At 42.4% G+C, this 15365-nt stretch carries 5 protein-coding genes; all 5 read right to left on the bottom strand.

Annotation, left to right across the window (positions count from 1 at the left end; genetic code table 11):
- Positions 1 to 65 precede the first annotated feature (65 nt).
- Positions 66 to 3884: a ligand-binding sensor domain-containing diguanylate cyclase gene (locus G630_RS0110550; protein WP_026498534.1), complete on the bottom strand. Its 3819-nt coding sequence runs from the start codon at positions 3882 to 3884 to the stop codon at positions 66 to 68.
- Positions 3885 to 4062: 178 nt separating this feature from the next.
- Positions 4063 to 4626, bottom strand: coding sequence for a peptidoglycan recognition protein family protein (locus G630_RS0110545; protein WP_242829925.1), 564 nt, complete (start codon positions 4624 to 4626; stop codon positions 4063 to 4065).
- 131 nt (positions 4627 to 4757) lie between these two features.
- Entirely contained in the window at positions 4758 to 14519 is a 9762-nt protein-coding gene (locus G630_RS0110540) for a SpaA isopeptide-forming pilin-related protein (protein ID WP_026498532.1), read from the bottom strand.
- Positions 14520 to 14563: 44 nt separating this feature from the next.
- Positions 14564 to 15136: a hypothetical protein gene (locus tag G630_RS0110535; RefSeq protein WP_139176222.1), complete on the bottom strand. Its 573-nt coding sequence runs from the start codon at positions 15134 to 15136 to the stop codon at positions 14564 to 14566.
- An 11-nt stretch (positions 15137 to 15147) separates the two neighbouring features.
- Positions 15148 to 15363, bottom strand: coding sequence for a type II secretion system protein (locus G630_RS0110530; protein WP_022761125.1), 216 nt, complete (start codon positions 15361 to 15363; stop codon positions 15148 to 15150).
- Positions 15364 to 15365 lie beyond the last annotated feature (2 nt).

Below are 15365 nucleotides of genomic sequence, written 5' to 3'. Positions count from 1 at the left end.
CATTTGGCGCGAAAATATACCAGAAACCATTTTAGCACAAATAACTCACCTATGTTATTAATTTTTCAGCTCATCCCGTCTGTTTCATAGGCAAGCACGTAGCCTTCATGACCGCCTCTTGCATCCCACGCCGCATAGATTCTGTCTATAGGAGTATGACCGTTTTCTTCACTTATGTCAGTAAGTATCAATATTACCTGGTTTTTGCCGTTCGGCGCTATAACATCATTACTTCGGAGGTTATCGGTAAGTACGTCGATAAGGATCTGCATTACTTCCTCGGCGACTTCTCCGCCGTCCTCTCTTGTAACAATAAACTGCACGATCCAGACATTCACAATGGTTCTCTTCGCCATTCTGGAAAAGAGTCTGTAGACCATCTGCAATTTATCGAGATCTACAAGATATGCGCCTTTCTGACTTCCGCGCTCCTCGAGAAGCATCTTTATTCCGGCAACGCCGTTCGCTTTGAGTTCGCTTTGATCGTTGCCATTCATGCCGCTGCTTCTGAACATATCATATCCGTGTTTTCCGTTTTGCTTTACATTATAAAGCGCTTTATCGGCTTTTCTGAAAAGCTCCGAATAATCCGTTCCCTCTTCAGGGGCACAGACAGCTCCGATGGAAACACCGAGCGGGATTCCCATCTCCTTACCCATGATATCTTCTCCGGATTTCAGTATCTGTTCGTTCAGATATTTTTCTTTCTCTGAAACCGCCAGCTCATCATTGGCTCCTTTTATAAAGGTCACAAATTCATCTCCGCCGATTCTGCCCACAAAATCATCATCACGAATGCAGGACCTGATTAGTTCCGCAAATTTAATCAGAACCTTATCACCTGTCTCATGTCCGAATACATCATTAACAAGCTTGAAATTATCAAGGTCAATTACCATCAGGATACCATCAGTATTCTTGCACATTTCTTCCAGTGCCAGCTGAGTATATCCCTTATTCCAGAAGCCTGTCATCGGGTCTATCTTCGCTTCCTTTTGCCATCTCTCGAGGCTGTTAATACCGAGGCCGATTCTTCCTATCATCCAACCGATGAAGATTACAAAGAGGGTGCATACCGTAAAGAGATATGCTTTGAAATAAGCCCTTTCAAAAATCTGGGATTCCTTCATAACATGGAAGCTTTCCTGTCGTATTACATTTTTTCCTGCAGAGTCATATACCTCCACATTTAATTTGTAATCTCCATAAGGAAGGTTCATGTAGCTAAGAGGACTTATCTCCCTTTGAGTGCATATTATGCCTTCGTCTCCGCTCCCCTCAAGTACTATGTGTACAATAGGATTGGATAGAGTAAAATTCAAAACAGCAACATCAAAAGTTACCCTGCCTGAAGTAGCCGGAATTAAATAATTTCCGTTTTCGTCAGGTTCAATCTCTTCATTATCCGCTGTCAGCTTTCCAACTCTTATTGCGTAATCCTTTTCATCAAAAGTCTCCCCGTTGATGCCTATTCTTCGTACGCCGTCAGTACAGCATAGATACAAATTCCCATCGTAAACAGCGTTGCGGGAATTGGCCGTAAGAGTTGAATAAAGTCCCTTACTCTTATTAAAAAGCGTATAGCCCATGTCCTCGACATTATTTATCAGATCTTCTCTTTCCACTATATAGATTCCGGCACTGGAGGTTATCCACACCCTTCCGTCGTCGGTAAACTGTACATCATAATTGTTTTTGTACGGGAAATTCGTAAGTCTGGTTACCTTCTGATCCTTGTAATAATAGAGCGCATTACTGGTAACATAGATATATTCCCCATCTCCGCAGGGAACGATCTTCATAATAACAAGGGATTCCATACCATCATCCTTGGCATAGCGATATATAATCTTTCCCTCGGAAATAATCATTATACCCCCGCCGTCTGTTCCGACAAGCAGATCTCCGTTTGCAATTTCAACCATAGTAAGAACCTGAGTTGTCAGCCCATCCTCTTCACCCATGGTTCTTTTTACAACACCTTTTCTTATAAAATTAAGTCCCGTGCTGGTAGCCGCAACAATTGTCCCATCCTCAAGCTCTATGACACATCTGAATTTACCGCCTAAGGTTCCCCTGTTTCTCTCATTATAGGTCTCTATTCCGCCGTCAGTTTTTAATTCTATAAGTCCGTGTTTCCCATAGGTGCATGCCCATATATTGCCCTGTGAATCCTCCATGAGGTCACGTATTCTTACATTCTTGAAGTAGTTTGGATGATCAATAGGAACTGCGTAATAAGTCTTTAAATCTATGGTAACAAGCCCGCTGTTGGTTCCCACATACAAAAGGCCGTCCTTCACAAGGACGCAGTTTACAACATCCTTATCAACGTTCGCCCTGGCAAAAATGTCCATGAAAGGATTCCAGGAATATCGAAGTATTCCCTGCTTATTGGATACAAACCACACGTTCCCCTGATAATCCACAGTTATATCCGTAATAGAGCTGGAAAAATCGGCAACGGACATACTCGTACTTATTCCCTCTTTGGTCATAAAACCGTTGCCCTTCTCGCAGCAGTAAAAGTACCCATTATTTTCCTCGGAATAATATATCTTGTTAAAATATTCAGCGTCATCCACCGAATACCTTCTGCCCTCTATTACCTGCTTATTTACTACGGTAACACACACAACAAAATCAGAGGTTGTGCCTACAAGAAACTCATTATTGTCTCCTGTTCCGATTGCGGAAAAAGATGCCATATCTTCCTTCAGCTTCATCTTGTTTATGAGCTGAGATCCCTCTGTAAAGAAAAGCTCGCCGCCATTTGTAACACCGCCCACTATGCCATGATCGTTACATACCATAGAGCGCACGCCGTTTATTTCTTCGTCCGGATATTCCTTGATCCTTCCGTCTGCCCCCACTATACAGAGTCTTGTTGCTGTTGCAACAAACATATTTCCGTAAGGATCCTCACAGAAATGCCTTATGGAATTTGAAGACAGTCCCTCAAAAACCGTATAGAAAAGAATCTCCCCATTATTGGGGTTATACTTTGCCATTCCGCTGTCATTGGTACCGATCCAGAGACATCCCTTTGTATCCACGTACAAAGTCATGACGTTACTAATTCTCTCATCAAGTATAACTTCCTCGAATTTATTTCCGTCACATCTGAACAGCCCGGCATAGGTTCCCGCCCAGACATACCCATCTGGTGTCTGTGCTATCGCATTTATCTCCATCGTAGCCAGTCCGTCATCGGTATCATAGATAACAGCTGCATATTCTGACTTCATATCAAAAGCTTTTACCTGTATGGAAAACACAAGAGAAGCAAGCGGTATCAGAGCCAAAAAAAGCATACTTCCGGAAACAGTCCTTTTCCTTCTATCCGTAATACTCATATGAATGCGCACAAACAGTGTTGCGATAAGAACACTTAATACCTTATCAGGAACATTTACAAATGCATCTCCAAGAAATGACCATACTACCGGAACATTTACGTCCCTGGATATCATGTCTATCAGTCCGTCGCCCCAGATATTTCCCGTCCTTCCCTCATAAAAATGAAGACTTAGGGGCGTCGAAATACACACCGACAAAAGTCCGCAGAACATGGCTGTTGCCAGCACTCTGAATAAGGAATAGTTTCTTGATTTTGAAAAGATGATACCTGCTGCTATTCCTATAGCAATAGATACCAAAGCATACGCAAGATTTATCGGATTTTCAAATGCGGTAATAATATTCAGACTTGCACCACAAATAGCTCCGCCTACAGGGCCGAGCTCAATTGCTGCAATAATAGTACCAATCGCATCCAGCCAGAAGGGCAGCTGAAGCGCGGTAGCTATATATCTTCCAATTAAGTTGACGAGAATGCAGACAAGCATAAGCACATACGTCTGCCATCTCTTTAGCTTTTCCATTATGTCCCCTTCACAAGCCTTTTTGTGCAAGTATACTGGTCACAATTTTACAAATTAATTCTATCACTGAGCCTTATTTGCACTCAATTAAGCATATGAAAAGAGACAATTAAGAAATTATAAAATATCCTTCTTCTTGGTGCCAACGCTCTCAACAACGGAATCCCCGATGAAAATTTTATAGGTCTTCCCTAAACTTTTCCCAGGCATCCTCATGAGTTACAAAATATCTTGGGCACTCCTTTCCGGTCACGTCATAGTGCCTTATGACGTGATTTTTCTTTAGCCCGAATTCCTTCATGAGCCACCTTGTGAGCTTCAAAAGTGATTCGTAGGAAGCGTCCGTGAACTTTCCGGTATCGTCGGGATGACTCACCTCTATGGAGATGGTATCATGGTTTCTGTCGTTACTTGCTGCAGATCTCTCATTCAAGGGAAGACACATAATGATCTCACCTTCCATTCCCACAACAAAATGAGAACAGACATCGGAATCCTCGTGATTGAAAAAATCCCTGTTCTGCTGCGCTGTTGTTCCCGGATTACCAACATAGTGGATTACAATATCATTTATTCCATCCAGTAAAAGTCCTGTCCTCGAGGGATTACCCTCATCTATCAGTTGAACATCAATCCATTCCGGAATCTCTACCGTTTCCGCATACTTCACATAATCAATCGGTTTGAAAGTTTTGTATACTATGAAACCGAGTATTACTACTACGATTAATTCGATCAGCAAAATAACTGTACGCGCGTTTTGCTTTTTTCTTCTTTGGGCGACCATCTTTTTATGCTCACTTTTAATTTATTGAATATAATGATGTAGGTGTCAAAAGTACCTTTTGACACCTACATCATATTATTAGTTTATTATTCAGTAAATGGATTTGTTGTATCTGTAATAATCGGCTTTACATATCCATCTACTTCTGTTACCTCAATCTTGTACCATTTTTCAGGACTGATCTCATGCAGGTAATAGGTTCCGAGACTGAGCTTACCGATATAGAATGCACCGCCATCTCCCGATTTGCGCTTCTGCATCGTTCCGAGCGCTCCGTTGCCTGACTGATATTTCTTAAGTTCCTCAAGACTCGACGCTATCACGGTCTTATCGGGTCTAAGTATCTCAAACTCTTTACCACTTAGAGGATACTGCTCACCATCAACTTTCTTAAGAAGAAGCTTTCCTCTCTTCAGGTTGATGTTGATTATTCCGTACTTTGCAACATCCAAAGTAGTGTCTGCAGTGTCTTCATCGATCATCCTCTGGATAACGAAAGTCTCCTCGGAATTCTCATATCCCTTAAGAAGTTTAACATTATCATTACCTACTGTAATTCTGTATACATACTTGTCATGATACTTGTACTTCTCACCTTCCTTCAGGTCGGGATCTGCACCCTTCGGCATATCCTTATCAAGATAGTAATCTGCCTCGTAGTCCTTAGGCGCTGCTGTCTCAACCATGTAGTAAGTACCTACCGGGACACTGAATATTACATTAGCCTTCTTGTCCTCGGTGGAAGTTGGTATAGCTTCACCGATTGATACAACTTCATCGGTTGTTACATCCTTATCTCCATCCTTGATTGTAATATTCTCGTAGGCTTTTCCGTTGCCGGCAAGTACATCGGCAAACTTATTATTATCACCGGTCTTGGCAGTATCATAAATCTTGAATTTTGCTCCGGCTATTACCTTTCCGTCTCCGTCGATCTTCTTGAAGAATACCTCTTCGGTTCCACCGTTGATAACCTTGATGTAATTTGTGATGACCTTATCGTTTTCATAGTCAACACGCTTCCAGTCCTTATCGCAAGGTTCAATCTTTCCGTAAGCAGGCTTAACCTTGACATCATCCTTCTTCAAAGTAATCTTGCTGTTATCGTCAATTGTGATCTTGAACTGCGGCGGATTTACGTAATCCTGGTAACCTACATAGCCTTCAGGAATTGTCTCCTTGATGACATAAGTTTTAACTTTATTTTCCTTAGCGGAAGCTGCCATGGTGATATCAAGCAAGCCGTCCTTGTCTGTCTTAGCCTCGTTAACCACTGTAGCATCATTCTCAAAGAAAATCGTATACTTTCCATCATCAAGCTTATAAAGTTTTAGCTGGTCCTCCTTACCATCTCCGTCAACTTCAAATACCCTGAACTCAACATTAGCCATTGTCTTTTCAGAGCCATCATCGTTCTTTTGGTTTCCGTCGACCTTCTTGATGCTTAGTATCGAGCCCGGTGCATAAGTGTTGAACAGATTGTTCGCTACGCTTGTTTCCGGATTAAATTCAACATCAGGTGTATGCGGCGATGTCGAGATGGTATCTGTTTCAGGATCCCAGTCCTTAAGCATCTCATCATCAGCATTACCTGTTCCGGTCTTGTTGTGCTGAAGCTTAATTCCATAGCTTACCTTCTTTACTTCATCAGTGAAGTTGTAATTCTTCTCTGTTAATGTAAAGGTGTGATCCTTCTCATACTCATCGAAAGCTACTACCCAGGTGAGTTTTACCAGCTTATTGCCATCAGCATCAGTGGAGTCGTTTCGCCTGATATAACCGAATATATTCGAATAAGCTCCAAGTTCTCCTTCAGACACCCTGGCCACATCTTTACCCGTATCATCTTTCCTGGTTCTGTCGTACAAGGCAAGCTTAACAACATGATTTTTATTTTGATTGTCATCAAGTCTGATATAGAAGCACTTATTATTATCATTTGTAAGCTTTTGACCTATTGTTTTCAGGCTATCATTATTATCGTAGCTATTCTTGGCATTATCCATGATACCTTCTATAGCATTAATAGTTGCCGGCTCTTTGAAGGTTTTTGTTATGGTAATATAGCTCTCTTTTTTGGTCAGCTTTCCATCGATATGGAATCCAATCTCATCACTGGACTGATACTTAACAAAATACCAGCGAAGCGTGTAGTTATCAGGTGTGAGCTCATCAAATGGTATGTAGTTGTCAGCATCAGCATCTGCCTTACTCAGATATACTTTTTGCTGTTTATTTCTAAGAATACTAAGTGCTTTCTCATCCGATGGCAGATATGGAACCGACCATTTATGTATCTCATTATTTCTTAAGGTAGTCGGATTTGGATCGTAGTTATTGGTTCCTCTTATATCCGAAGACAATCTCGGCGCAAGTTGATGGAACTTATTCTCCATGTATCCGTCATCCGTATATCCATCACCATATAGTTCATATCTGATGGCATTATCGGTCTTTAATACCTCTCTCTCTGTCGACAGATCCCTGTCTGAATACGGTGCAATCATCCAATATTTCACGTTTGGATTAGTAGGTGATTTGAACTCATCCGGATACTGAATGCTTCCATCGGGATTTACACCATGCATAATGGTTCCGCCCACATGAACAGCATACTGACTCAGTTCCTCACTGATAGCAACAAGTTCGTCCGCGTCAGTATATGTATTATCCGGAACATCCGCAATCCTTATGATTGAGAAGCTGACATTAGCCATTGTTCCATTCTGGAACTCATATACCCACTGCGCGGTAAGTGTGACTACGCCTTCATCATTCATATATTTTTCAAGACTGATTGTATCTCCGGGCTTTATAATATCGCCGTTATCTGCCTGCCAATATTTAAACTCATACGTGCGATAATTATCATTACCAGCGGTCTTCAGCCTTTGATACATGTGATATAATCTGGAATCACTCTCAGTGGTATTTCTTATATCACGAACTTTATAGTTATGAGTTTCCGTTTCACCGATAATCATCTCAGTATTATCAGGGATTGCATTGCCGCTATCATCAACTGCAGCCATAGGCAACTCATTAATTCTGTTACCGTTAGCATCAATCAGATATCCATAGTTAGTCTGGGCATGCGGAATCACATATTCAACGATTACGGTGTCGGGATCATACTCCCATAACGCCTCGAAATCGAAGGCATTTTCCGTCCTTGCGGAAATATCAACTGTATCGCCCGGATTATATATTGTTCCGGTTGCGGTATCTCTCCAGCCCTTGAAGATATACGCATGGGTATACTTCTCGCCCTTGGAGATATACTTAGTAACCTTGGGCTGCTTTAATACAATACTGTCTCCCTGGAACACAATTGTCTCAACAGGCGGCAACTTGTCCGCAGTTCCTTTATCCCCGGGATCCTGGTTATAAATGTAGTGAACTGTTTTCATAGGTTGCGCGGAAGAAATATAATGCCACGAAAGAATATCTTCAATACTTGTACTTGTTTCATAATATGGCTTGTCTCTATTACTTGCATTAAATCTCAGACACTGATCCGTAATGGTTGTACTTAGTATTCTATAGGTTCTCGTAGTCGGAAGTCCCTCTGTACCAATCTCCAGTCGAGGTGCCATTACTAAAGCTTCCGGTGCGTCTGATAAAGAAACATTACCGTTCTTAATTGAAAGATATTTTGTACTTCCACCTACGTTACAGGAAATATAATGTTGCAGTAACTGCCCTTCAACTTTCTCAAAATGCCAAACCGTAAGCACCTCATTTGGATCATTGATAGTTGTTGCTGTAGATGTTGTTTGCTTAAATGGCGGATCTGATATATTTATTCCTTTAAGTGCACCAGCTTTATACGGAGATACTTCTCCAAGCAAAGCTCTATAAAACTCGTTACCAGTCTCTCTTTTGGTGAAGATAATAAAATCACCATTTAAGCTGATATCATCTACCAGCAAAAATCTAGCCTCTTGAGAGTCAAATGCTGCACTGGCATTAATAGACGCTTTGTTTACTGCCGCTGCCTGTAAAATATTATGTCCAAGATAATTATTGTTAGTATCCTTAATCAAATGATAAGACCCCATATCACTAACAATAAAAGATGATGCTGCTGTCGTATCATTCACAATACTTAGTGTTTTATCAGCATTCACAGCAAAATACTTATTTCCATTATGTATATAATATCCACTACCGGAAGAAGTAAATGTCCATCTTGAAACATATGACTTATAATTAGGAACTGATTGCTGATATCGCTTTTCATTAGTTCCTCCGTTATAATTGGTTAAATACCATCCATCATAAGTAATTACATAGAATTCCTTTCCATCCAATGCCTTATCAACGTTGTCAATAACATTCATTGACAGTATCAGCTGGGCATTAGTCGAAGTCGCACCAGTCTCCGTCATGTTGAATGAACTACTTGAATATCCCATAAAGTTGGTAGCGGTCTGCGCATTACCAATAATGTGATATGTTCCCATATCACCTACTACAAACGCATCAGCTGATGCTTCCGTTGTAGTTATTCCCAGTGCAGCTGTCGTACCTGTAAGGTAATTGCTTCCCTGATGGATAAGGTATCCACCCTTAGCGTCATTAAATGTAAATGTCCACGGTGCTGCCGCAAAAGGATTATCTGTTCCGTTTGTAGTTGTATCTAAGTACTTTTCACCTCTTGAGATATAATACGTCTTGCCATCATATGTCTTATCTATGAAGTCTGCTCCGTCAGCTGTTTCCGATACAATCAGCTGATTATCCGCAATAACACCACCCGTATATCGTCTTGCAAATCCGTCGGTGGCATTATATCCCAAGAAGTCTCCTGTGATTTCTGCAACATAATGATATGTTCCCATATCACATGCAGTAAATACGGCAGCATCGTCACTGTTAGTGGTTATAATCCACTTATTTGGATCAGCCGGATCCTTTCCGATATAGTTTGTATCCTTACGGATTTTATATCCGTTTCTTACAAATAAGAACTCCCAACTTGTGGCATCAGAAGCGGTCGCAGTACTTCCAAGAGATGTTCCGTCAATCTTAAGGTAGTTACTTCCGCTTGAATCTCTTATGAAATATGCGTCACCATTTATACCGGAATCGGAAACATCTTCTGCCTCATTAAGAAGAAGATCATTTCTTCCACCAAGAGAAGTGTAGCCGGTTATAGTATTAAAATCGGTTGTTGCTGCTGTATAACCAATATATTTCTGGGCATCTGTGCTGTTTGCCTTGCAAATCCAGTGGCAATTGCCCATATCACTTGCTGTAAATACAGTTGCACCGCTCTTATCTGTAATGCCCCACGCTGTGCCAACTACTCCGATATAGTTATCACCATAATGAATGTGATACCCATCTGCATAAGTTGTAAATTCCCATGGAGTTACATTATCTTTATTTGTATCGCTGGTCAGAGTAGTTCCGGTACGTGAAAGGAACTGTGTATTTGCTCCGTCATAAAATGAAATGTAGTACTTCTTATTTGCAAGCGAAGCATCGAAAGCATCCCACTCTATTTCAACCATTGTATAGACTGAGAAACCATCGGTATTAAACTCAATAACATTTTCATTTACACTTGAATCTACAACCTTGGTCTCATCACCAAAGTGAACGATTCTTATTTCTTCATTTTCCCTGCAAACCTCATCCTGCATCAGCTGGATTGAAACTTTGACATCCTTGCTGGGCTGATATGTATCTCCGCTCTCCGGATCCACAAAGGAGATATCAAATACTCTTGCAAGCTTTATGAGCTCACTGCCGGCTTCTGCTGCCTGCGCACTCTCCTCCACATATCCTGCATATTCTTCTGTATCACTTGTAACTTCAGACACCACAAGTTCTGCATTCGCAGGAATTCCGGATGCATTATCATAGTCCACAGTGATTGTGTAAACATTGTCATCTGTGGTATAGACTTTCTTCTGCTGAATCGGCTGTACGATAACATAGACAGAGAATCCGTCAGTTTCAAAACTGAGCGAATCTGCCGCGTCGTTGGAGGCCGGGTTATCGGACACTATTCCTTCCTCGATAGCCTCATTTGTCACCGTGGTTTCAATAAGCTCAGGCTCATCGTCAGTCATGTGAACCGCTGTTATCTGGTCATCCACAAACAGCTCATTATTCTGATAAAGCTGCTCTGTTTTAATCTCCAGGGTTACAGGTGCCTGAGGCTGAATCTCCTCGCCGTCCTTTACAATTGCGATATCCAGTGCTCGCACGCTTGCGACATCTTCAGTCGTAATTTCCATCGCCTCTGTCGCATCATTAACAAGCTGAGCATAGTCGTAATCCTCGCTATCCTCCGCGATATCTATAACCTCAAGTTCAGCGCCTTCAGGAATCTTTGCATCCTTTCCGAATGAGATACTGATTCCCTTATCCTCATTAACAAGAACGCCTTCAACGCTTTCGTCTTCTTCCTCTTCTATTTCCGCTTTGATTTCTCCGGAATTCGTCAGTGCCTCTTCAGCATTGGGGGCCGATTTCTCTGTATTATCAGGAATAATATCACTGACAGCTTCTTCAGGATTTACAGCCATCTCCTCTGTACTTTGAGCGTTCTCCTCAGCAGCCGGATTCTCCTCGGGAGTAACTGCCTCTGCTGCTTCTGCTTCACCTGCATTTTCGCTGCTTCCGTTTTCTTCTGCGGGCGCCTGTTCCTCTGTGTTTTCTGCGCTTTCTGACTGCGTACTTTCAGCCTCGGCCGGTGCCGCTTCATTCTCTTCTACTGAAGCTTCGGTAGAGCCGCTCTCCTCAGGTGTCTCGGCAGCTTCCTCGTTTGAAGGAGCTGCTTCTTCAGTAGATTCTGTTCCGCCGGCTGTGTTCTGCTCAGCTGTGTTCTGTTCAGCTGTGTTCTGTTCGGTACTTTCCTGTGTTGTTTCTTCCTTCTCCGTTTCAGGAATAGGTTCGGTAATCACAGCCTCGGCAAGAGTTCTTATCAGATTGCTATTACTGATATCGCTTGCCATTGCCTTTATCTTTGCAAAGGGATCAATATGTCCCTTAGGACGCTCTGCTATACTGGTTCCTGAATTTATAACAAGCTGCTCAACTATAGGCCAGTCTCCGTAATGACTGTCTGTATAGAAAAGTTCATTGGATGTAATGTTACTGAGCTGGGACGTAAACTTCATTGTGTAAATTGCAGGCTGAAGTTCCATCTCATATCTGTGAGTCTTCTCACCTCTTGCTATCGTCAGGTCAGAACGGGGTATCATGAATTTGTTGTATTCATACTCACCGTTTGCACTGTCGTCAAGAATCTCGTCATCTATTGCTTTTGTCTTATCCTTGTCATCCTTCTCTGTTCCGCCTATACCCTTGAGATATTTTCCGTCTGTAGTAGGATTTATTATTTCAAAATAGTGATTGGAAACAGCTCCACCGCCGCCACTTCCGATAAAGCCGCCTGCGGTTCCTTCATTTTCAAAGAATACCTGACAAGCCGCATAACAATTTGCTATGTTTCCGCCGTCAGCACTGCCTGCAAATCCACCTACAGTAGCTGCTGATACAGAACAGGTTGTATAACTGTTCTGTATTGTAGCTCCGCTTGATGTACCGACAAAACCACCTGCGGAAGATGCTCCTATTACATTAACTCTTCCTCTGGCATTTGCTGCCGTGCTCTTATCATATTTTCCTGCCTGTCCGTTACTGTCTGTAATGGTATGTCCACCGGACTGACACATATTGATGGATGCGCCGGATCCTGCTTTTCCGATAAGTCCGCCGGTATTTCCTGATGCTGCTCTTACATAAAGTGCAGCTGAGCATCCGGTCAAAGTACCGCCTTCCATCTCACCGATAAGACCACCGACGTTCTGACTTCCCGTAATCTCATACGTCGAATCATCAAATCCTGCTGTGGTTGCACGGGCAGAGTCTCCGCCTGTAGTACTCAATTCTCCGTTATAGGCAAGTACATTTCTGATTTCTCCGCCGCCGGATACTTTTCCCGCAAGTGCTCCTGCATTTCCTGCAGAATCAACAACAATATTCTTAATGACGCAGCCGTCAACCGAGGTGCCGGTCATTTCACCCACAAGTCCTGCGGTACTGCCGGTACCTGTAACCTTCTTTGCTACAGCATCCGAGAAAGTGTTATATACAAAAATATTTTTTACGGTGGAATTTTCAAGCTTGCCGGCAAGCATACCGGTAGCCTGATTTCCAACAGTGTTTTTAATGTCAAAATCAGTCAAAATGAGATTGGCTACAGTCAGATGCGGCTGCACACCGAAAAGACCGATATTCCTGTTGCTCCCTATAAGAGCATAGGACGAATCGGAAGTATCTATTCGAAGTCCCTTAATAAAATGATATTTGCTTTCTTCATTCTCTACCTGGCCATTTTCCTTCTCGGGATCTTCGGCCTTGATGCTGTTTGCATCACCAAGAGGAACTGCTTCCTCCGGGTCATCGAATCTGAGACCGTTAAAGGATACCAGCTCTTCATTGTTAATCGGAGTAAAGTTCCTAACCTTGTCTTTAGAGAGATTTTCCTCTTCATCCCACTCAATATCCTCAAGAAGGACTGCTGCTATTTCTCCGCCTGTTCCCTCACCTGCAGCCATATTTGCCTTAACATGTGAGAACTCATAGTCAAGGTTCTGAAGATGGCGGGGGTATACAATTTCTGCTACAGAGATTCCGTTTTTGACATCAAAATCAGCAAAGAGGCTGTTCTCCGGCGCTGATATAGCACTGGCTCCTCTCACGTTTTCCGAATATTTTGCACTGCCGTCTCCGGAATCCCAAACCTTTACGGACAGAGTGATATCGTCACCGGGTGTAATGCTTGATCCAAGCTTTCCGCCTGTTCCACCTGCCTTGATATCCTTGAACTGGAGCTTTTTATCAAGGGAATCAAGTTTTACATATCCTATAAGGGCATATCTTCCATTATTATCAGTAGCTGCACCAAAGCAGGTTGCCGGGATAGTGGTTCTTATATCGGAAGTTGTAATAACAATTCCTGTCTTACCGTCAGTCTCCAGGAAGTTGCTGTCCTCATCCTGGGCATAGTTCTGCCAGAAAATCTCGTTTGCAGAGATATCTATATCTTCACTCTCACTCTTTTCACCGCTAAGTGATACTTTAAATGAGAGATTCTCTATCGCTCTTCTTGTCTTCTCATCAGCGGATATCTTTATAACTCCGAGAAGCTCTCGTCTGTTAAGGATCCATGCTCCTACCCTGAGGCCGCTCTTCGCCGCTGCTCCGGCTCCGTTGTTAGCACCTTCGGAGTAGTAGCCTACATATGAATTGTAAGCAGCTATTCTGTCCTCGGGTGTTCCGCGCAACGGCGCGCTTGCACTCTGACAGGTCAGGGAAGCAAGATCTGTTCCTGCCTTTTCGAGATTTTCACTCAGAATAACCGCATAAATATCAAGGCTTACGGGGTCATACTCAATTATCCAGTAATCAGAGCCAAGCTCAACTTCCAGTGTTCTGTCATTTGTGAAAAGCGCCTTGGCTGCACTGTCTTCGTCGGAAGTAATATATGCAAAGGTTCCATCTTCATTTGTGAACCTTCTTGCACTGTAAAGGGTCTCAACAACTGCTTTTGTTACTTCCTCACCATCATCATTCTCGGTGACTTCCGTCTTATTCTCTGTTACGAACAGTTCCATCATCCGGCTCTCAGCGGCATAATAAACAGCCTCAGCTCTTTTATCAAGGTGAGACTGTCTCATATTTCTTATAATCCTGATCCCGGCCACAACGCCAAATGCAACAAGCGCAAGCAGAATAGCAACTACTATCAGCAACTCTGCAACTGTGAATCCTTTTGATTTGTTTCTTCCACGTAAAATATTTCTAGTTGACCCAACTTTTTTCATAAACAACTAACTCCCCGATCGTTATATTTTTTATCCTTTCAGACTTAATTTTCTATTGTAAAAATATTACCTTTTACCGTGTATCTTCCTGTCGCAAGTTCTTTCCCCGTTTTATCGGATACTGCTATCGAATAGCTGAATGTCCCTGCTTCTTCGCTACCTTCACTGTAATCTATGTTAAAACTGCTTACATACAATCCGTTCGCATATTCAAAAGGCGTTCCGCCTTGGCTTCCAACTATCGGATAATAGTTCTTTCCGGTTTTTGCATTTTTCAGGCATAACGTTGTGCCTTCAAGTCCCAGTGTGCATCTGCCGCCCAGGCGTGCGCTTCCGTCAATAAAAGAGACTTCCCCGCCCTCAACAATGACATCACTTGCTACTGTCAGTTCGGATCTTACAAAATCTGCCAGCGTAGAAACTATCATCTGAGCCTTGGATCTGTTGGTGCTTTGAATATAATGCTTACTTGCAAGACTTATGGATTCAGCCACAAGCTGCGTAGCAAGGAGCAGAATAATAATGGCAAGGAGCATTTCCAAAATAGAAAATCCGCCACTGCTCCCTTTTATCCTTTTTCTGTAAAGTTGTCTTAACTTTAATTGTACAGTCTTCATAGTGTGTTTGGCTAGTCTATACTAAAACCTGTTACTGTAACCACATTGTTACTATTACCTTCAGTATATACCGAATTCTCTGCAGACTCCTTATTTGCCCTGGTTGCAGCCACAATTGCACCCGGCAGCATTATAAGTGCCAGCACTCCTATAAGAAGTGCAAACAGCGTTTCTATAAGCGTTTCACCGCTTTTTGACTTAATCCTTTTTCTTAGTTTTAGGAACATCT

The sequence above is a fragment of the Butyrivibrio sp. WCD2001 genome, assembly GCF_000424485.1.
Classification (GTDB): domain Bacteria; phylum Bacillota; class Clostridia; order Lachnospirales; family Lachnospiraceae; genus Butyrivibrio.
This window is presented reverse-complemented; position numbering and strand designations above follow the sequence as displayed.

Excerpts from the sequence above, each read along its gene's own strand:
- G630_RS0110550 (WP_026498534.1), bottom strand. The coding sequence starts at position 3,884 with ATGGAAAAGCTAAAGAGATGGCAGACGTATGTGCTTATGCTTGTCTGC.
- G630_RS0110540 (WP_026498532.1), bottom strand. The coding sequence starts at position 14,519 with ATGAAAAAAGTTGGGTCAACTAGAAATATTTTACGTGGAAGAAACAAA.
- G630_RS0110535 (WP_139176222.1), bottom strand. The coding sequence starts at position 15,136 with ATGAAGACTGTACAATTAAAGTTAAGACAACTTTACAGAAAAAGGATA.
- G630_RS0110530 (WP_022761125.1), bottom strand. The coding sequence starts at position 15,363 with ATGTTCCTAAAACTAAGAAAAAGGATTAAGTCAAAAAGCGGTGAAACG.